This is a genomic window from Nocardiopsis sp. JB363 (genome assembly GCF_900143625.1).
Taxonomy (GTDB): Bacteria; Actinomycetota; Actinomycetes; order Streptosporangiales; family Streptosporangiaceae; genus Nocardiopsis.
Genome location: NZ_FRFF01000135.1, coordinates 135,758 through 155,909, shown reverse-complemented (window position 1 = coordinate 155,909; position 20,152 = coordinate 135,758). Strand labels below are relative to the sequence as shown.

General features: G+C 70.1%; 14 protein-coding genes. 6 read left to right on the top strand and 8 right to left on the bottom strand.

Going from position 1 to position 20,152, the window contains the following annotated elements:
* Positions 1 to 9 precede the first annotated feature (9 nt).
* Together BQ8420_RS21575 and BQ8420_RS21570 are read right to left on the bottom strand one after the other, a co-directional pair.
* Positions 10 to 1,374 carry a phosphomannomutase/phosphoglucomutase gene (locus BQ8420_RS21575; protein ID WP_087100967.1) on the bottom strand — a complete coding sequence of 455 codons (1,365 nt, stop codon included), beginning with the start codon at positions 1,372 to 1,374 and terminating at the stop codon, positions 10 to 12.
* 121 nt (positions 1,375 to 1,495) lie between these two features.
* A complete protein-coding gene (locus BQ8420_RS21570) occupies positions 1,496 to 1,897 on the bottom strand; it encodes a DUF3499 domain-containing protein (RefSeq protein WP_087100966.1) in 402 nt (133 codons plus the stop codon).
* Between the two features lie 265 nt (positions 1,898 to 2,162).
* Between BQ8420_RS21570 and BQ8420_RS21565 the strand changes: the two genes are divergently transcribed.
* Positions 2,163 to 2,513, top strand: a complete 351-nt coding sequence (locus tag BQ8420_RS21565) for a metallopeptidase family protein (RefSeq protein ID WP_087100965.1) — start codon at positions 2,163 to 2,165, stop codon at positions 2,511 to 2,513.
* 96 nt (positions 2,514 to 2,609) lie between these two features.
* On the opposite strand, the gene BQ8420_RS21560 is transcribed toward BQ8420_RS21565, so the two are convergent.
* From BQ8420_RS21560 to BQ8420_RS33165, 4 genes are all read right to left on the bottom strand, one after another.
* Positions 2,610 to 4,253, bottom strand: a complete 1,644-nt coding sequence (locus tag BQ8420_RS21560; RefSeq protein ID WP_087100964.1) for a DUF5719 family protein — start codon at positions 4,251 to 4,253, stop codon at positions 2,610 to 2,612.
* A complete protein-coding gene (locus tag BQ8420_RS21555) occupies positions 4,254 to 7,676 on the bottom strand; it encodes a glycosyltransferase family 2 protein (protein ID WP_087100963.1) in 3,423 nt (1,140 codons plus the stop codon). It lies immediately after the preceding gene.
* A gap of 320 nt (positions 7,677 to 7,996) precedes the next feature.
* Positions 7,997 to 8,284: a WhiB family transcriptional regulator gene (locus BQ8420_RS21550; RefSeq protein WP_014908913.1), complete on the bottom strand. Its 288-nt coding sequence runs from the start codon at positions 8,282 to 8,284 to the stop codon at positions 7,997 to 7,999.
* A 239-nt stretch (positions 8,285 to 8,523) separates the two neighbouring features.
* On the bottom strand, positions 8,524 to 10,038 hold the full coding sequence (locus BQ8420_RS33165) for a hypothetical protein (protein ID WP_087100962.1): 1,515 nt from the start codon (positions 10,036 to 10,038) through the stop codon (positions 8,524 to 8,526).
* Between the two features lie 251 nt (positions 10,039 to 10,289).
* On the opposite strand from BQ8420_RS33165, the gene cofD reads away from it, so the two are divergent.
* The 4 genes from cofD to BQ8420_RS21525 all read left to right on the top strand — a co-directional run bounded on the left by cofD (position 10,290) and on the right by BQ8420_RS21525 (position 15,448).
* A complete protein-coding gene (gene cofD, locus BQ8420_RS21540; protein WP_087100961.1) occupies positions 10,290 to 11,273 on the top strand; it encodes a 2-phospho-L-lactate transferase in 984 nt (327 codons plus the stop codon).
* On the top strand, positions 11,270 to 12,565 hold the full coding sequence (locus BQ8420_RS21535) for a coenzyme F420-0:L-glutamate ligase (RefSeq protein ID WP_087100960.1): 1,296 nt from the start codon (positions 11,270 to 11,272) through the stop codon (positions 12,563 to 12,565). The genes cofD and BQ8420_RS21535 overlap by 4 nt, the downstream gene beginning before the upstream one ends.
* Positions 12,566 to 12,695: 130 nt before the next feature.
* The gene (locus BQ8420_RS21530; RefSeq protein WP_087100959.1) at positions 12,696 to 14,285 is read left to right on the top strand and encodes a Na+/H+ antiporter; all 1,590 of its coding nucleotides are present in this window, start codon (positions 12,696 to 12,698) and stop codon (positions 14,283 to 14,285) included.
* Positions 14,286 to 14,434: 149 nt separating this feature from the next.
* The gene (locus BQ8420_RS21525) at positions 14,435 to 15,448 is read left to right on the top strand and encodes a chitinase (RefSeq protein WP_087100958.1); all 1,014 of its coding nucleotides are present in this window, start codon (positions 14,435 to 14,437) and stop codon (positions 15,446 to 15,448) included.
* 125 nt (positions 15,449 to 15,573) lie between these two features.
* Here BQ8420_RS21525 and BQ8420_RS21520 read toward each other — a convergent pair whose 3' ends face one another.
* Positions 15,574 to 18,201, bottom strand: coding sequence for a bifunctional FO biosynthesis protein CofGH (locus BQ8420_RS21520; RefSeq protein ID WP_087100957.1), 2,628 nt, complete (start codon positions 18,199 to 18,201; stop codon positions 15,574 to 15,576).
* Between the two features lie 138 nt (positions 18,202 to 18,339).
* On the opposite strand from BQ8420_RS21520, the gene BQ8420_RS21515 reads away from it, so the two are divergent.
* Positions 18,340 to 19,287, top strand: coding sequence for a lysylphosphatidylglycerol synthase domain-containing protein (locus BQ8420_RS21515; RefSeq protein ID WP_087100956.1), 948 nt, complete (start codon positions 18,340 to 18,342; stop codon positions 19,285 to 19,287).
* A gap of 233 nt (positions 19,288 to 19,520) precedes the next feature.
* On the opposite strand, the gene BQ8420_RS21510 is transcribed toward BQ8420_RS21515, so the two are convergent.
* Positions 19,521 to 20,123, bottom strand: a complete 603-nt coding sequence (locus tag BQ8420_RS21510; RefSeq protein WP_087100955.1) for a Uma2 family endonuclease — start codon at positions 20,121 to 20,123, stop codon at positions 19,521 to 19,523.
* Between the last annotated feature and the right edge of the window lie 29 nt (positions 20,124 to 20,152).

Below are 20,152 nucleotides of genomic sequence, written 5' to 3'. Positions count from 1 at the left end.
GAGGTCGGGTCAGGCGCGGACAATGTCCAGGACCTCGTCGCGCAGGCGCGCGACCTCTGTGTCGTCGGCGGCCTCGATGTTGAGCCGCAGGAGCGGTTCGGTGTTGGAGGCGCGCAGGTTGAACCAGGCCCCCTCGGGCAGGGCGACGCTGAGTCCGTCGAGTTCGTCGACGGTGACTCCGTCCCGCCCGATGAACGCCTCGCGTACCGCCGCCATGCGACCGGGAGCGTCGTCGACCTTCGAGTTGATCTCACCCGAGGCCGCGTAGCGGGAGTACTCTTCCGTGATCTGCGAGAGCGGCCGTTGGTCCGCCCCCAGAACGCGGAGGACGTGCATCGCCGCGAGCATACCCGTGTCCGCCCGCCAGAAGTCCCGGAAGTAGTAGTGGGCGGAGTGCTCACCACCGAAGATGGCCCCGGTCTCGGCCATGGTCGCCTTGATGAAGGAGTGGCCGACCCGGGTGCGGAGAGGCTTGCCACCGTGCTCGGTGACGATCTCGGGGACCGCCGCCGAGGTGATGAGGTTGTGGATGACGGTGGCTCCCGGTTCGCGCTTCAGTTCCTGGACGGCTACCAGAGCGGTGACGGCGGACGGGGGGACCGGTTCGCCCCGCTCGTCGATGACGAAGCAGCGGTCGGCGTCGCCGTCGAAGGCCAGACCGATGTCGGCCCCGGTCTCGCGCACCTTGGCCTGGAGGTCGACCAGGTTGTCGGGGTCCAGCGGGTTGGCCGGGTGGTTGGGGAAGGTGCCGTCGAGTTCGAAGTACAGGGGCACGATCTCCAGCGGCAGGTCCCGCAGGACCGCGGGGACGGTGTGGCCGCCCATGCCGTTGCCGGCGTCCACCACGGCCTTGAGCGGGCGGGAGACCGACAGGTCCACCAGGCCGCGCAGGTACTCGGCGTAGCCGGGGAGCAGGTTCTTCTCGGTGACGCTGCCCTTCGGGCCTTCGTGGTCCAGGCCCCCGGACCCGTTCAGGCTCTCCTCGGCGAGACGACGGATGTCGTCCAGGCCGGACTCGCCGCTGATCGGCGCGGCCCCGGACCGGCACATCTTGATGCCGTTGTACTCCGCCGGGTTGTGGCTGGCGGTGAACATGGCGCCCGGCATGTCCAGGGCACCGGAGCCGTAGTAGAGCAGGTCGGTGGAGCCGAGTCCGGCGAACACCACGTCCACGCCTTGGGAGGTGACTCCCTCGGCGAAGGCGTGGGTGAGTTCGGGTGAGGAGGGGCGCATGTCGTGGGCGACCACGACGGAGGAGCCGCCCACCACGCGGGCGAAGGCCGCACCGATCGCTCGGGCGATGTCGGCGTTGAAGGTGTCCGGAATCACACCGCGCACGTCGTATGCCTTGAAGATGCTTCCGAGGTCAGCCACGTCTGCTCCGGCCAGGTCGGTTCTGCCACGAGTTCGGTCCAGCGCCCGGATTCCGGACGCCGTACAAAGCTAGCAAGGTACCGGCCGAGGACCCCACGGGCATCGCCCGAAGGGGCCCCGTTCAGCCGTGTGGTCGGCGAGGGTCTCGCTGTTCGGAACGATCGGACTTGACCACGCGCAGGTGACCGCGGCGCAGGGTCTCCTGGCCTTCACCCACCGGTTCTCCGGGGGACGGCTCGGAGCGCGCGGGCGGCCTCGCCGCTTCACGTACGGCGTCGGCGAGCGCCTCCAGGTCATCGCTGCCGGGACCTCCGCCCGACGTCTCGACCGGGAGCCGGACCACCTCCCACCCACGCGGGGCGGTCAGGCGCTCGGCATGCATGGCGCACAGGTCGTAACAGTGCGGTTCCACGTAAGCGGCGAGCGGACCGAGAACGGCGGTGGAGTCGGCGTAGACGTACGTGAGCGTGAATACGGCAGGCTGCCTGCACGCGGTGCGGGAACAGCGTCGAACATGGCTCACAGCGTTCGACTGTATGCCTTTACCGAGGGACACGCCAGCATCGTGTCATGAGCTGTACGTTTTCCGGTGCCACTTGCCGGCTCCGAGCGTATTCACGGGCTTCACGGCCTCCCCGCACGGCCTCCGGCCCCGAATCCGAGGGGGGCTACGCGAGGGGCCCGTGATGGCTTAGGCTCGAAGTGTGCGACGAGTGCGCCTTTCCAGTGGCCAACCAGATCGAGTCCGGCGCCGGGACCGCCGCGGTCGAGGCATCCGCGGTCCTCTCGTGCCCTCCGACCTGCCGGTATACCGCAGCCGAGCGCAGGCCTTCGACGACCTTGTCCTGGACGCGGTCGAACGCCTCGAACGGTTGTGGGCGCGAGAGCTGGCGAACGTCGACTTCCTCGTGGAGGACGTTCCCCCGGTCCCGCCCCACGGCGAGCTGTCCGAAACGATCCCCTTCTCCCGTTTGGAGACCGGTCCCGAGGACCGGGCCAGAATCGTCGTCTATCGCCGTCCCGTGGAGATCCGGACCAAGGACCCGGACGAGATGGCCCTCCTGGTCCACGAGGCCGTGGTCGAGGAGGTCGCCAACCTGCTCGGGATGGAGCCGGAGTCGGTCGACCCGGAGAACTGAGCCCCCGCCCAACCGTCCCGAATCCGGCCGTGCCATCCCGCGGGACCGGCTCCCACCCCTGCCCGCCCGACCAGGATGCCCGAGGCGAGCACTCCTTCAGGGGACCACGCCGGTCATGCTGTCTCGAACGACCGGTAGGCGGACCTCGGTCGGCGCGGGCCGCACGGGCAGGACACTGATCCCCGAACCCGAGCGCAGCACCCGGGCCACGTACACCGGACCGGAGTCGTCCAACAGCTCCAGGCGCACCGCGTACCCGTCCTCGGGGTCGGCCCCGGGGGGCGGACCCCAGCCGTCGGTGTCCGTTCCGAAGACGTGCGTGGTGCCGGCCGCCACGTCGGCGCGCACCGCGTCGCCCATACTGCCGTCGGCGGAGATGGGGGTGGCCACGACCCTGGCGTCGTGGTCCGGTGCGCCCAGGACGAGCTCCACGTCGACGTCCTCGGGTACGTCCGGGATGACCGCGGTGTCGTCCAGTGGGGCCGTGAGCGGATCCACCGCGGCCGTGTAGGCGGTCTCGACGACGTCCGAATCGTCGTCGGAGTCGACCTCCTCGATGATCACGCCGGCGGCCACCGGGGCGTCGGACTCCACCACGACAGTGCCCGGGAGGCCGCCCAGGGCACTCTCCAGGGTCATCCAGGCGGAAGCGGCGGGCGGCACGTTGAGGACCATCGGATCCTCCGGGGTGCCCTTGCCGTCGTTGCCGTCGTCCTCGGCTTCCTCTTCCTCCTCTTCGTCACCGTCCTCGTCGGAACCCTCCTCGGGGACCACGTACGCGCGGACCTCGACGGGTTCGTCGCCGGGAGCGGCCACGATCAGACGTCGGACACCGTCACCGGCGGGCAGCCCGGGGATGACCTGTTCGACGTCGGGGGCCCGGGTGGGGGTGACCCAGTCGGTGTGCCCCTCGGGGTGCTCGGCGAGCAGGGACGCGGCGACGCGTCCCGTGCTGGTGCGCACGTGCACGCCGATGGAGCTGGTGTTCTGGATGAGTCCGGTGACGTCGACGGTGGTCGACTCCCCCGGTTCCAGACCGATCCCCCGACTCTCCGGTGAGTACGAGGGCCCCTCGGCGGTGTAGATGTCGATGCTGGTGGTGGCCCGGAACTCTTCGGGGTTGGTCAGGTGCACGGTGAGGGTGTCCAGTTCGACCCCGTCGGCGCCGCCGGCGCCGGGCAGGGCGAACCAGGCGCCGATGCCGGGTTCCCCGCAGCGGACCTCGGTGACGGCGTCGTCGGACACGGTGGTCTGGGCGACGTCCAGGCCCGAGGCCAGGGAGCCCTCGGCCTTCAGCGCGGTGGGCAGGGAGACGTCCCCCGTGTCGGTCCGCCAGATCTGGCCGGGTTCGGTGAGTTCCTCGCCGATGAGGTCACCGCGTTCGTCGGTCTCCTCGTCGCCGGCGCTCGGGGACTCCTCGTCCCTGTCGCCGGTGTCCTCGTCGTCGGAGTCGGCGTCCTCCTGCGGGGCCCCCTCGATGGGGACCGCCCACAGGGCTCCCTCGTCGTCGCGACCGACCCGGGGCGCGAAGGCGGCCATCGAACTCTCCGCACCGTCGTCCTCGGACTCGTGGGGCGCCGGGCACACGCGTGTGGCGAGCTCCGGGCGGACGGTGTCGGATCGGGACACCCCGAGTTCGGGGTTGACCGGCCGGATGACGAAGGCGACCCCGAACAGGGCGAGCAGGGCCAGCGCGACCAGTCCGAACAGGGCGAACCGGTTCTCCACGATCAGCCGCATCTAACCCTCCTTCTCATCGTCGGTGGTGTCCGCGTCGTCGCGGGACTCGCTCGTACCCCCGGTACGGCGTTTCTTCGAAGCCCTGCGGGTACCGGCACGCCTGGTGCCGCGTTTGCCACGGCGACGGCCACCGACCACGGGAATGGATCCGGTGGTGGTGGGCTCGACGTCGGGCTCGTCCTCGGTGTCGTCCAGGGAGATGGGCTCCGTGGCGGTGTCCTCCGGTGAGGTCGCGTCCTCGACCGTCGTGCCCCTGCGGGCTCGTCGGCCCCGACCCGGTGTCGGCGGCCCCTTGCGGGGGCGGCGCGGACTCGGCATCGGGGTGGCCTCGATGAGGCGACGTTCCTCTTCGGTGCGCACGCCGGGCGCGGCCAGCACCGTCACGAACAGCAGCAGTACGCCCTGGGTGAGGACCCAAGCCCGCTGCACCAGATCGGTGTGCCAGACCCTCAGTTCGCCGCCGTGCACCGGCAGGGTCCAGGCCTGGGTGCCGTTCTCTGTGTTCACCGGGCTGAGCTCGACACCGTCGAGGCTGGCCTTCCAGCCTTCGGCGGCGGTTTCGGCCAGGGCCAGACGCCGACCGGTGTGCCCTTCGTCGATCTCGGCGCTGAGGTCGTCGGCGGCACCGTCCACCGTGAGCGCCTCGGCGGTCACTCCGTCCTCGGAGACCACGCGCAGCGCACCGGCGGGTTCGGCGATCCGCCAGAGACCGTAGTGGTGGGAGAGCGATTGCCGGCCCAGGCCGGGGGTGCCGTCGAGGATGTCGACCATGGTGGCGTCCGCGGGGCCGCCCAGTTCGGGCCGTGGGTAGAGCACGTACTGGATGCCGTGATCGAGCAGGGCGACCAGCTGGTCACCCTGGCCGGCGGCGAGTTCGGCCACCGCCCGATCCATGACGGCGCGGGTCTCCGGTTCGGGCACGAGCCGTTCCTCGCCCAGGTGGGGTTCACGGCCTCGCGCCACCACGTAGTCGAAATCGCCGTCCCCGGTGGGGGTGACGATGAGTGTGCGAGGTTGGGTTCCGTCACCGCTGACGCTGATCAGGGCGCCGGGGACGGCAGGGGTGGCGTCCGCGGTGAGGGGTCCGTCGACCCCCTCCCACATCCACAGGCCGGCCGCGGTGAGCGGGGTGGCCAGGGCGAGGGTGGCCACGCCCAAGGCGAAGTACCGCTTGAGCCCTCCTCCCTTGATCATGTTGCCGAAGGCTCGGGCCGCCGTGGCCGCCGTGAGCAGCACGGCGGTGGCGGCGAAGGCGAGCGCGACCCCGGGCCAGACCTGGGCCGGGGGGCCACCGAAGTAGGGCTCGATCACGATCCGACTGGTGAGGATCGCGATGAGCAGACCGAACAGGGCGAGCGACCAGCCCGCCGCCACGATCATCCGGTTGCGGAGCAGCAGCAGTGAGCACAGCGCCGCCGCGATGAACCCGGCGGTGACCCAGTACGGCGGGGTGCCGGGGCCGCCCGGGGACAGCATGAGCAGTTCGACGGGGGTGGCCCCGGGATCGGACAGCTCGGGCCGGTGCAGCCCCGACTCCAGCAGCCACAGGCTCGGATGCAGCAGCAGTTCGAGGGACCACGGCATGAGCAGCACCAACGGCACACCCAGACCGATGCCGATGCTGACGTAGACGCGGCGGCCCAGGTGACCGAAGGCCACTGCGACGAGCACACCGGTGACCAGACACAGGAGCCATACGAGTGGAACGAAGGCGGTGGCCACGGTCAGGGTCAGACCGAGCCCCCAGGCGGCCCGCCGGGACGACTTGGGCGGCATGGACACGAGCCGGACCAGCAACAGCCCGAGCACCGGCAGGAGGGCGTGCACCAGGGCGGTCCCCAGGCGGCCCTGGGCGACCGCGCCGGTGGCCATCGGCAGCAGCGCGTAGGCGCCGGCCATCCACAGGCGGGCCGGACGGTAGCCCAGCACCTCCCGGGCGAGCAGGTAGGCGGTCAGACCGGCCAGGGGCACGCATCCCAGCAGGATCACCATGACGGCGACCCAGGGCTGCCCCAGGGTGAGGGTGGACAACAGCGCCAGGAAACCCACGTAGGGCGGGACCGGGCCGTCGACGCCCACACCGCTGTCGGGGTGCCCGGACAGGTACAGGTTCCACAGGTCGGCGGCGTTGCCCGCCACCGCCGGCAGCGCGCCGCCGGCGAGCAGGGTGCCGAAGAAGAGCGAGCGTTCGGCGATGATCGTGACCACGGTCAACCCGATGACCAGCATGGGACCGGGTTGCAGGATCACCCGTCGCAGGAACGAGGTGGAGTCGTCGGCCACCCCGTCCTCTTCCTCACCGGGTGGAGTGGTCACGGCCTGGTGCCGGCCGGCGGTGTTGGTGATGGGTTCGCCGGTGAGGACTCCGGTGAGCGCGTCGGCGAACTGCCGGGCGGCCACGCCACGGGCGAGGAAGGGGCGGATCGCGCTGTAGGTGCGCCGACGGTCGCGCCGGCGCCGGTACCGGGCCTTGACCAGCCGGAACGGCCTGCCGTAGACCAAGGTGATCGCGGCCGCCTCGTCCAGTGCGTTCGCCGGCTGCTTGATGAGCAGGTACAGCAGCACGCGCAGCAGTGAGGCCACCGAGTTGCGCAGCAGGGCGAACACCATGCCGCCGACGGGCAGGTTGGCGAGCAGCACGAACACCGCGTGCCTGCGGTCGACCCGGCGGGGATGGTTGCGGGTGGCCGTGATGCGCCTACGACGGCGGGACGAGGCCTCGGCGTGGTAGGCGACGGCCTCGGTGACCAGGCGGACCCGTAGCCCGGCGCCGCCCACACGCCAGCAGAAGTCGATGTCGTCGCGGAACAGGGGTAGCGCCGGGTCGAACCCGCCGAGGCGCTCCCAGACGTCGCGGCGGACCAGCATGCCCGCGCTGGAGACGGCCAGCACCTGGCGGGTGCCGTCGTGTTGACCATGGTCGAACTCACGCTGTTCCAGGCCGGTCTCGCGACGGCCGGCCCCATCGATGGTGACCCCTGCCTCGACCAGGAGCCTGCGGTCGAACCAGTCGCGGAGCTTGGGACCCAGGACCGCGGTGCGGGGATCGTTGTCCGCGGCGGTCAGCAGCTGTTCGAGGGTGTCCTTCTCCGGGGTGAGGTCGTCGTGGATCAGCCAGATCCATTCGGTGGCGTCGTCGTCGAAACCGCGTACCCCGGTGGTGGAACGCGGTAGGTCCAGGGCGGCCCGGATCGCGTCGCCGTACCCGGTGTCGTCGGGCAGGTCGATGATCGCGTCGTCGGGCAGGTGGTCGGCGAGGACGTCGGTGCTTCCATCGGTGCTGCCGGTGTCGGCCGCCACCACGCGCTGGACGGGTCGGGTCTGGGCACGCAGTGCGGACAGGGTCTCCGGCAGCCAGCGCGCGCCGTCGTGGGACACGATGACAGCGGTGACGACGTGACGGGCGGAATCCAGGTCATGCACGACTGTGGTGGGTTCTCTCCGGGAGAAGGGGCGGCGCCCGTGCTGCACGGGGCCGGGAATGTACTACGGCCGAACCGGCCGGACCGGCCGGTGAGCGCGTGGGTGCGCCGGGCGACTCGCGAGCGCGAACGCGGGACATCACGATACGCCACGTCCGACCATTACGGGCCTATTCGGACCGAGGTGACGGGGCGACCATATCGGAGCATTCATGTCATCGGTGGATGGAGGGTGCCGCCCACGGGAACATCCCGGAGCGGCCCCGACAAGAGAAAGGCGCGCCCGGGCTCGTGGCCCGGACGCGCCATGGCGATCGCTCCTCAGAGCATGTCCGCCAGGAAATCGAAATCTCCGCCGGCGGCTTTCTTCAGCCTTCGGCGCTCGCGCTCGGAGAGTCCCCCCCAGATGCCGAAGCGTTCGTCATGCTCCAGCGCGTATTCCAGGCACTCCGCACGTACCTCGCACGACTGACAGACCTTCTTGGCTTCCCTGGTCGAGCCGCCCTTCTCGGGGAAGAACGCCTCCGGGTCGGTCTGCGCGCACAAGGCACGTTCCTGCCAGCCCAGATCTTCATCCGAGCCGTGCGCCAGCGGGATGACCTCGCTCATGCGCACCTCCTGTAGCCCCCCAATAGATGTCCCGACCCTTTACATCCCCCGGGTCGGGCGGAAATTCCACATTGGAATTACACGTGAGTGCTCGACCTGCGGTCGAGCGCCCTGCGTGGTAATCCACTGAATATCATGCAACGAGCCTCCAACGGCAGGCCCGCGATGTCCGTTCTGTGGATTACCACGCCATTCACGTACCTTCCAAGGTGCGCTACTGGGAGGCGAACCAGGGTGGATCAGCGCTGACCGTCGTTGCCGTACCAGTTCTGTTGGTTGTCGGCCCCGCCCTGTCCTTGCTGGTCAGAGCCGTAACCGGCGCCCGATCCGTACTGGCTCCCGTAGGTGCCGGCGTTCGGATCCGACGACTCGGCACCATTGTTCTCACCGGAGTTAAAGAATCCTTCAACTCCACCCTCGGCGGGCGGCTCCTGTCCCGCCGGGGCCTGGTTCTGGTACCAACCGTTCTGGATGGCGTCCTGAGCCTGCTGGTCGGCGGCCGGCTGGCCCTCGTAGGGCTGCGGGGCGTACTGGGAGGGGTCATAGCCCTGCCCGTACTCGGCCGGCTGCGCGGCCTGCTGGGCGCCCGTGCCGTACTGCTGGCCATAGGCGTCGGCGTTGTACTGCTGCCCGTAGGAGTCGGTCCCGTACTGCTGGCCGTAGGCGGCCTGCTGCTGCGCGGCCGGGTCCTGCGGCTGGCCATAGGCGTCCTGGCCGTAAGCGGCCTGCTGAGCGCCGGTTCCGTACTGCTGCCCGTAGGCGTCCTGACCGTAGGCCTGCTGAGCACCGGTCCCGTACGCCTGCTGGGCGCCGGTTCCGTACTGCTGCCCGTAGGCGTCCTGGCCGTAGGCCTGCTGGGCGCCGGTCCCGTACTGCTGGCCATAGGCGTCCTGGCCGTAAGCGGCCTGCTGAGCGCCCGTGCCGTACTGCTGGGCCGGGTCCTGACCATAGGCCGCCTGCTGCTGCGCGGCCGGGTCCTGCGGCTGGCCGTAGACGTCCTGGCCGTAAGCGGCCTGCTGAGCGCCCGTGCCGTACTGCTGGGCCGGGTCCTGACCATAGGCCGCCTGCTGCTGCGCGGCCGGGTCCTGCGGCTGGCCGTAGACGTCCTGGCCGTAAGCGGCCTGCTGCTGAGCGGCGTCCTGGCCGTACTGCTGCGCGTAGGCCGCCTGCTGGGCCGGGTCCTGACCATAGGCCTGGGCCGGGTCGGCCGAGGGGTAACCCTGCTGGGCGAAGCCCTGCTGCTGGAAGCCCTGCTGCGCGCCGGTGGCCGGCGGGAACTGCTGCGGGTACTGGGCCTGCTGCGGCTGCGCGCGCGGCACCAGGTTCGGGTCGTTGAACGCCTTCAGCAGGGCGAACCCGAAGAATCCGAGCACGGCACCGAAGGCCGCCCTGGACAGGAAGCCGGCGAACGCCAGACCACCGTTGTTCATGTCGATGAACCCGCTGATCAGACCGATCAGGCAGAAGAGCAGCCCGACACCGACCATGATCATCGCGGTGAGGACCACCGGGAAGGAGTTCGGACGAGTGCGCTCACCGGTCAGCACCAGGGCCACCGCCGCGACCAACAGCAGGGTGACGTTGATGCCGTAGAAGGAGGAACCGGCCCCTCCCATGGCACCGGCGAAACTCCCGCCGATCTCGCTCGAAATGATGATCAGATCGATGAGACCTGAGAGCATCGTGACACCCACGGCCCCCAACAGGACCCAGGCCCCTGGCAGGCGCAGGCGTTCTAGTGTTTCGTTTTTCAAGAGAGGTTCCCCTCTGCTGCTGCTTCGCCATCGGGTCGGAGGAAGCTTGGCATATCGTCGGACTGTCGGGTGAATCGGCTCGACCGTGCGTGGGCGGGACTTAAGGGACACCGAACGCGGAGCCGATGGGGTGGGATGGTGACCGCCGCCAGAAGGTTCGCAAACCGCTTGCACCGGATCGGTCACTATGGATCGCGCCCACCATGGGGCAGACGACCCATACACCTCACCAGCCTGCCAGACTTGGGCGCATGCGGATAGTCGTACCGGCCGGCGGTATCGGCGGCGCACGTTTCCTCCGCGGCCTCAAGGCCGCCCTCGGAACGGACGCGTCGACCGGCCCGGACCAGGCCACAGACCACGAGATCACCGTCATCGGCAACACCGGTGACGACATCACCCTCTTCGGCCTCCGGATCTGTCCGGACCTGGACACCGTGATGTACACCCTCGGCGGTGGGATCAACGAGGAACAAGGCTGGGGCAGGACCGACGAGACCTTCACGGTCAAGGAGGAACTCGCCGCCTACGGGATGAAGCCCACCTGGTTCGGGCTCGGTGATCGAGACACCGCCACGCACATCGTACGGGCGCAGATGATCGCCGCGGGTTTCCCCCTCTCCGCGATCACCGAGGCGCTGTGCGACCGCTGGAAGCCGGGGGTGCGACTGCTCCCGATGACCGACGACCAGGTCGAGACGCACGTGGTCGTCGAGGACGAGCAGGGACGCCGGGCCATCCACTTCCAGGAGTGGTGGATCAAGCACCGGGCCGCACTGCCCGCCGCGGAGATCATCGGTATGGGAGCGGACACCGCCAAGCCCGCCCCCGGTGTGCTGCGCGCCATCGCCGACGCGGACGTGATCCTCCTGCCGCCGTCCAACCCGGTGGTCAGCGTGGGTTCCATCCTCGGTGTCCCCGGGATCCGCGAGGCCCTCGTCGACAAGACCGTGGTGGGCGTCTCCCCCATCATCGGCGGTGCGCCGGTACGCGGGATGGCCGACGCCTGCCTCACCGCGATCGGGGTGGAGACCAGCGCCAGGGCGGTCGCCGAGCACTTGGGTTCGGACCTGCTGGACGGTTGGTTGGTCGACGATGCCGACGCCGGCACCGAGGTCGACGGGATCGAGGTCCGCTCTCGGCCGCTGTACATGAACGACGCGGAGACCACCGAGGCGCTGGCCCGCGCCGCCCTGGACCTGGCCCTGGAACTGCGCGGGGACGAGGTCCGATGAACGGCGCGTTCCGGGTACGCGGCCTGGCCGGGATCCCCGAGGTACGCGAGGGCGACGACCTGGCGGCCCTGGTCGTCGACGCGCTGGCGGCCTCCGACGAACCCTTGGTCGACGGCGACGTGTTGGTCGTCACGTCCAAGATCGTCAGCAAGGCCGAGGGGCGCGCGGTGCGGATGGACCGCGAGGAGGCCATCGACGCCGAGACCGAACGGGTGGTGGCCCGCATGGGCCGGACCCGGATCGTGCAGACCCGGCAGGGTCTGGTGATGGCCGCCGCCGGGGTGGACGCCTCCAACGTCGAGCCCGGGACGGTGCTGTTGCTGCCCGAGGACTCCGACGTCTCCGCGCGTGCCCTGCGCGCCGGGATCGCCGAACGTCTGGGCGTGCGCGTGGCCGTGGTGATCTCCGACACCTTCGGCCGGCCCTGGCGGGTGGGACAGACCGACGTGGCGATCGGGGTGGCGGGACTGCGCGCGGTGCAGGACCTGCGCGGCACGGTCGACACCCACGGCAACCTCATGGAGGCCACGATCAACGCGGTCGCCGACGAGATCGCGGGCGCCGGCGAACTGGTCAAGGGCAAGACCAGCGCGGTCCCGGTGGCGGTGGTGTCGGGACTGGGCGACCTGGTCACCCGGGAGGACGGACCCGGCGCCGTGGAACTGATCCGTCCGGCCGACGCCGACCTGTTCCGGTACGGGTCGCGGGACGTGGTCCCGGCCCGACGGACCGTGCGGTCCTTCTCCGACCACCCGGTCGACCCGGCGCTGGTACGCCGTGCCGTGGCCACCGCGGTGACCGCGCCGGCCCCGCACCATACGACCCCGTGGCGATTCGTCCTGGTGGAGTCGGCCCCCACCCGCAAGCGCCTGCTGGACGCGATGTTGCGGGCGTGGGTGGCCGACCTGCGCGGTGACGGGTTCACCGAGGAACAGATCGCCCGACGGACCAGGCGCGGTGACGTGCTGCGCCAGGCCCCGTACCTGGTGGTGCCGTTCCTGGTCGCGGACGGAGCGCACCCGTACCCGGACGAGCGCCGCGCCGACGCCGAACGGTCGATGTTCCAGGTGGCCATGGGCGCCGGTGTGCAGAATCTGCTGGTGGGGCTGGCCATGGAGGGGCTGGGTTCGGCCTGGATCTCCTCCACCATGTTCTGCGCGGACGTGGTCCGCGAGGTGCTGGAGGTACCCGACGACTGGCGTCCGATGGGATCGGTGGCCGTGGGGTACGCGGCCGAGCCGCCCAAGGACCGCCCGCCCCGGGACCCCGACGACTTCGTCGTGGTGCGCTGAGCCCTCGCGCCTTCCGCTTCCCCTGACACATGTCGACGCGCCGCCCGGTCCACGGGCGGCGCGTCCTCGTGTCGTGGCCGCCCGACCGCTGCATGCTGGTCCGGTGCGCGACCGACGTTAGGGGGTCCGGGTGCGCGTGGAGGAGTACGTGATCGCCACGTTGGTCGTGGTGGTGGCGGTCATCGTGGGGAAGGTCGTCTCCGGGCGGATTCGGGTGCCCGGCGCCGTGGTGCTGGTGATGCTGGGGATGCTCCTGGGTGTGGTCCCGTGGATGCACTCGCTGTCGATCACCCCCGAGATCATCCTCCTGGTCTTCCTGCCGCCGCTGATCTACAACGCGGCGTTCTTCTCCTCGCCCAAGGACATGCGCGACCTGCTGCGGCCCATCATCGTGCTGTCGGTGGGGATGACCCTGGCGACGGCGTTCGGGTTGGCCGCCATCATCCACCTGCTGTTGCCGGACACCGGATGGCCCGCGGCGATCGCTCTGGGGGCGGCGATCGCCCCGACCGACGCCGTGGCGGCCTCGGCGATCCTCAAACGCGTGGGCACCCCGCGCCGGGTCCTGACGATCCTGGAGGGCGAGTCCCTGATCAACGACGGGGTGGCGCTCACCCTGTTCGGTCTGGCGGTCACCGCGATGGCGCACCCCCTCACCCCGGGGGACGCCGCCTTGGAGCTGGGCAAGGTCGTGGTGGGCGGGCTGGCCTACGGGGCGCTAGTGGCCGTGACGGTCGCCTGGGCCCGGGGCCGGATCCGGGACGCCTCGTCGCAACTGATGGTGTCGCTCGTCATCCCGTTCGTGGCCTACATACCCGCGGAGATGGCGGGCTTCTCCGGGGTGCTGGCGGCGGTGGTGGCCGGGTTCTACCTGGGCACACACGGGGAGGGCCTGTTGCCGCCCCGGGTGCGGGTGAGCGGCCGGACCATCTGGGGCACGTTGGTGACCCTGTTGGAGGCGATGCTGTTCGTCCTCCTGGGGTTGCAGTTGGACGCGGTGGTCACCAGCGTGCGGGAGAGCTTCGACTTCCTGTACCTGGCGTCGGTGGCGTTGGCGGTGACCGCGACGGCGATCGTGCTGCGCGTACTGCTGATGCTGTTGATCAGCCCCCCACGGCGTCTCGTACCGCGGCTGAGATCGGACCTTCCATCGTTCCGTGAGCGCGTCGCGATCGGGTGGAGCGGCATGCGCGGGGCGGTGTCCTTGGCGATCGCGCTCTCGTTGCCCGCGACCTTGGACGGGGACCCGTTCACGGATCGGGGCGGGCTCATCTTCGTCGCCGGCGTGGTGGTGATGGTGACGCTGGTCGGGCAGGGGACGACACTGCCGTGGTTGCTGCGCCGGTTGGGACTGACCGACGAGGGGACCCGGCGCAAGGAGTACCTGCGGGCCGAGTACGAGATGGACTGCGCGGCGGTGCGCAAGGTCGACGAGCTCCTCACCGAGGGCGACATGGAGGACGAGAAGGCGGACGTGGTTCGGGAGAGGTACTCACGGCGGATCGGTCGGTTGAAGAGGCTGCTCGACACCGAGGAGGACGACCTGGACCGGATCAAGCGGGACGCCCGGGACCGGGGCGCGGCGCTCGGCCAGATCGACCAAGCGCGCCGGGACGCGTTGATGGCGCTGTACCGCTCGGGGGAGATCGACCACGACGTGTTCACCGAGATCGGCAGGGAACTGGACCTGCGCGACAAGGGCGGCGGTTTCACCCCCTGATCACGGTCGGTACCGAGTACCCAACAAAACTACAAACTTTCTTAACCGTTTCCGTTGACGGGCCTGGACAGCAACTCTAAGGTTTCCTAACAATTACCGGATCACCGAGCACCTTCGTCTCCCCGCTCGACGAAAGGAACGACCCCCTCATGCTCACCAACCGAAAGGCCCGGCTCACCCTCATCGGTGGCCTCGCCGCGGTCACCACCGCGCTCGTCTCCTCCTGCGGCGCGACCGCCGAGCCGGCCGAGAACGTCGCCAACGCCGAATCCGTCGAGGTCCAACAGACCGACCAGTGGCTGACCGGTTACTGGCACAACTTCGACAACGGCTCCACCGTGATGCCGCTCGGAGACGTGCCCTCCGAGTACAACCTGGTACCGGTGTCCTTCGCCGACAACCACCCCGAGCTCGACGGCGGCATCACGTTCGACCTCGCCACCGACGAACTCGGCGGGTACACCGACGAGCAGTTCCGCGAGGACATCACCTCCCTGCAGGCCGAGGGCCGCAAGGTGATCATCTCCGTGGGCGGCGAGCTCGGCCACGTCGACGTCACCAACCCCACCCAGGCGCAGAACTTCGCCGACACCACCTACGAGCTCATGCAGGACTACGGGTTCGACGGCGTCGACATCGACCTGGAGCACGGCATCGACGCCCAGCACATGAGCGACGCCCTGCACGACCTCAGCGGCCAGGCCGGTCCCGACCTGATCATCACGATGGCCCCGCAGACCATCGACTTCCAGAGCCCGGACGCCGGGTACTACCAGCTGGCGGAGAACATCTCCGACATCCTCACCATCGTGAACATGCAGTACTACAACTCCGGTTCGATGCTGGGTTGTGACGGCAACGTCTACGAGCAGGGCACCAGCGACTTCGTCGCGGCGCTGGCCTGCATCCAGCTGGAGATGGGCCTGAGCGCCGACCAGGTCGGCCTGGGTCTGCCCGCCACCTCCGACGCGGCCGGCGGCGGGTACATGCCGCCGAGCGACGTCGTCGCCGCCCTGAACTGCCTCCAGACCGGCGAAAGCTGCGGCGCGTACTCCCCGGAGAGCCCCTACGGCCAGATCGGCGGCGTGATGACCTGGTCCGTCAACTGGGACGCCGCCAACGGCTACGACTTCGCCCAGACCGTGTCCGCGGCCCTGGTCTAGAAAAGGACGATCCGCGGGACCACTCCCACCCGCGTCCCCGTGCGGCCCGCGCCTCCCATCCCGGGGCCGCACACCACAAGGGGCGGGACGCCATCACCGGCGTCCCGCCCCTTCGGGTTCGGACCTCAGACCACCGGGAGGCCGCGGCGCAGGATGCTCGGGGCGACACCGTCGCTGGCCTCGGCCACCTTCTGGCGTTCCTCCGGAACCGGACCGTAGGTGGTGGTGCGCTGGCGCACCGGGCGGCCCGTCGGCTCCACCAGGGCCTTGATGTCGCTGATCGTCTTGTACGAACCCTGCCCGGAACCCGCCATCCGACTGATGGTCTCCTCCATGAGGGTGCCGCCCACGTCGTTGACACCGCCCTGGAGCAACTGCCGGAAGGTGCCCTCGGCGAGCTTGACCCAGGAACCCTGGATGTTGTCGATCTGCCCGTGCAGCAGCAGCCGGGCCAGGGCGTGCACCGCACGGTTCTCCCGCACGGTGGGACCGGTACGGGCCAGCCCCGCCAGGTAGATCGGGGCACTGGTGTGCACGAACGGCAGCAGCACGAACTCGGTGAAACCGGGCCGGCCGTTGCGTTCACGGGACCGTTCCTGGAGGGAACGCAGCAGCTTGATGTGCGCCACCCAGTGGTGTGGGGAATCCACGTGCCCGTACATCATCGTGGACGTGGTGGGGATCCCCAGGTCGTGCGCGTTGGTGATGACGTCGACCCACTCCGAGGCGGGCAGCTTGCCCTTGGTCAGGACCCACCGGATCTCGTCGTCGAGGATCTCCGCGGCGGTGCCGGGGATGGAGCCGAGGCCGGACTCGCGGGCGCGGGTCAGCCAGTCCCGGACCGACATGTTCGTGCGGGCGGCGCCGTTGACGACCTCCATCGGGCTGAACGCGTGGACGTGCATGTCCGGGACGCGTTCGCGGACGGCCGCGGCGATGTCGAAGTAGGCGGTGCCGGGCAGATCCGGGTGGATGCCACCCTGCATGCACACCTCGGTGGCGCCCGCCTTCCACGCTTCCTCCGCGCGGTCGGCGACCTGGTCCAGGGAGAGCGTGTAGGCGTCCGCGTCGGTGCGACGCTGGGCGAAGGCGCAGAACCGGCAGCCGGTGTAACAGACGTTGGTGAAGTTGATGTTCCTGGTGACGACGTAGGTGACGTCGTCACCGACGGTGTCACGGCGGACCCGGTCGGCCAGACCGGTGAAGGCCTCCAGGGCGTCGCCGTCGGCGTGCAGCAGGGCGAGCGCCTCGGCGTCGCTCAACCCGGCGGGGTCGCGTTCGGCGCTGCGCAGGGCGGCGGCGATCTCGGGGTCCGTCCGACGGGGCACCGCGCCTTGGCGGTCGACGATGGGGGTGAGTTCGTCCCAGTCCCCGTAGACCGCGTCGAAGTCACTTCGCCGGTCCTCGGTACGGCCCTCGGTGTCGATGTCGGTGTGCAGGTCAGTGCGGCCCGAGGAGACCATGACCGCCTCGGGCGCCTGCCAGGGGCGGCCCACCAGGGGTGCGTCCTCGCGGGCCAGGCCGGTCTCGGGGTCCACCAGGGCGTCGACGTGCGCGCGCACGCGCGGGTCGATCCAGGGTTCGCCGGCCCGGATGTACTCGGGGTAGACGGTGAGGCGCTCGCGGAGCGTGAAGCCCTGGGCCGCCGTACGGGCGGCGAGGTCGTCGATCTGGGGCCAGGGGCGTTCGGGGTTGACGTGGTCGGCGGTGAGCGGGGAGACCCCGCCCCAGTCGTCGATACCCGCGCGGATCATCAGCGCGTACTCGTCCACGCTCCCGTCCTCCGCGCCGATGAGGTTGGGCGGTGCCTGGATGTGCGCCTTGGGCCCCATGACCAGGCGGGTGACGGCGATGGTGGCGGCCATCTCCTCGCGTTCGGCGTCGGGGCGGTGCATCATCGCGGTGTCCGGCTTGGCGCGGAAGTTCTGCACGATGACCTCTTGGAGGCCGCCGTAGCGGCGGGAGACCCCGCGCATCGCGAAGATCGAGTGCGCCCGGTCGGCGAGCGTCTCGCCGATGCCCAGCAGCAGGCCGGTGGTGAAGGGGACACTGGAGCGACCGGCGTCCTCCAGGGCGCGCAACCGGACGGCCGGGTCCTTGTCGGGGCTGCCGTAGTGGGCCTGGCCCTTCTCCTCGAACAGGCGCCGGGAGGTGGTCTCCAGCATCATGCCCATCGAGGGTGAGACCGGCTTGAGGCGTTGGAAGTCCGACCAGGTGAGCACCCCGGGGTTGAGGTGCGGCAGCAGGCCGGTCTCCTCCAGGATCATGATCGCCATGGCGCGCACGTACGAGAGGGTGTCGTCGTAGCCGCGCGAGTCGAGCCATTCGGCGGCCTGCTTCCACCGGTCCTCGGGGCGGTCGCCCAGGGTGATGAGGACTTCCTTGCAGCCCATCTCGGCGCCCTTGCGGGCGATCTCCAGAACCTCGTCCGGGGACATGTAGGGGGATTCGAGCCGGCCGGGGACCGTGGCGAAGGTGCAGTAGTGGCAGCGGTCCCGACACAGTCGGGTCAATGGCACGAAGACCTTGCGGCTGTAGGTGATGACGTTTCCGCGCCCGGAGGCTTCCAGGCCGGCGTCGCGTACCCGTCCGGCGTGGTCGAGGAGGAGGTCGAGGTCTTCGCCACGGGCGTGCAGGAGGATCTCGGCTTCGGTGGGGTCCAGGGTCTTGCCGTCACGCGCTCGGGCCAGCGCCCTGCGCATGGCGGACGCCGTGGGCGTGGGGATGGGCTCCGGGTCGTTCGCACCGCTCATACCGGCCCACCCTACGCGTCGGTCTTTCACGGATCCTGGCCGCCACCCGCTGATCCCCCGGAAAGGTGGGATGACCGGGCGGGGGGTCGGCCTGTGGACAACCCGGTTCGGTCGGGTGCGCGCCGTTAGGCTGGCCGGGTGCTGACTCGGCTTCGACGTAACACGTGGGTGCGGCTCACCCTGCTGCTGGTGGTGTGCGCCTGCGCCGGGATCGCCTTGTACGCGAACTGGAATCAGGCGCGCGAGGCCGTCGCCGAACTCCCCCTGTGGGTACTGCCGACCGCCGTCCTGGCCGGGATGCTGGGGTTGGCCGCGCAGATGCTGGCCTGGCGTTCGCTCCTGGCCGGGCTGGGTTCACCACTGCCACGTACGGTGGCCGCACGCGTGATGTTCGTCGGTCAGCTCGGCAAGTACCTGCCGGGTTCGGTGTGGGCCTTCGTCGCCCAGGTGGAACTGGCCCGGGACTGGAACGTGCCCCGCTCACGTGGTGCGGCGGCCACCCTGGTGGCGATCGCGGTGACGGTGGCGGTGAGTCTGGCCGTGGCGGCGGTGGCGCTGCCACTGTCATCGGCGGAGGCGGCCCGCCGCTGGTGGTGGGCGCTGGCCGCCGCCCCGGTGTTGCTCGCCTGCCTGCACCCACGGGTGTTGGGGTGGGGCATCGGGCTGGCCGCACGGCCCTTCGCCCGCTTCCGAGAGGTGGCCGAGGCCGGTCCACTGCGGATCAGCGGGGGCGCCGTGGCCGCCTCGGTGGGGTGGACCCTGGTGGCGTGGGTGCCCTTGGGCGCGCACGTGTGGCTTCTGACCTGGGCGGTGGGTGGGAACGCCCTGGCCTCGATCGGTCCGGCGGTGGGCGCCTACGCGCTGGCCTGGACCCTGGGTCTGCTGGTGGTGTTCGCCCCGGCCGGGCTCGGGGTGCGCGAGGTGGTGTTGGTGGTCGCGCTGGCCCCGGTGGTGGACGCGGGCGCGGCCCTGGTGGTGGCGGTGTTGTCCCGCCTGGTGATGACCGTGGCGGATGTGGGCTGGGCGGGTCTGTCGCTGTTGCTGTCCCGCTCCTCGATCCGACCAGCCGCGCACGACCCGGCCTGATCGGGTGAAGTCCCGTCACCGTCGCCCACCGCTCGGTCACCGACCCTGCCCCGAAGGTCGCCGAGCAGCGGCTCGTTCGCGTGCTGCGCCCCTCGACTCGGGCCATGCCCAGAACCCTGTACCTGGTGTTGCCCGGAGCCCTACAGGTACGAACTTCCACGACAGAGATCGGCTCCCGAGCTCCGGAGGTGCTCACGTGAGCGGGCGTACCCCGCGCACGCGGCCCTCGGCCATCAGCGGGCGAAGCGTTTGAGCGGCTCGGTGCCCAGGACGACCCCGGTACCCGGGATCGGGACGGCCTCGCCGTAGGGATGAGTGCTGCGGTCCAGGTACTGACCCTGAACGGGGCGGCTGTGGACCACGAGTGCGTTGGCGTCGCGATCCACCAGCAGGTAGACGCCGATGTCCGTCGCCGCGTAGGCGGCGGGCTTCTCGACACGGTCCCGGGCGTGGGTGTCAGCGTCCCAGGAGGTCACTTCGACAACGGCGAGGACACCTTCGGGGTCGGCCCATACACCCGCGTCGTCGAAATGGCCGACCGGAGCGAGGATCCCGTCAGGGCGGGCCCGACCTTTGCGGTAGGTATCGACCTTGAGCCCCAACCCACTGGTGATGAGGTCGAGGTCGGGACGATGAGCGATGAACCCGCGCATCAACCACGTGAGGATTCCGGCGTGCGCCCCCTCGGTCGCCTTGTGGACCCAGACCTTCCCGTTGAACATCTCCATGCGAACGCGGTCGGCCTCGAACGCCTGCCGGGCCAAGCGCTCGAACAATTCAGGGCTCATCGGGAGCGCCGGGGTCTCGGGTGGTGAGCGATGTTCGGCGATGGTCATGCGGCTCCTTGAGCGGTGCCAAGAATCGG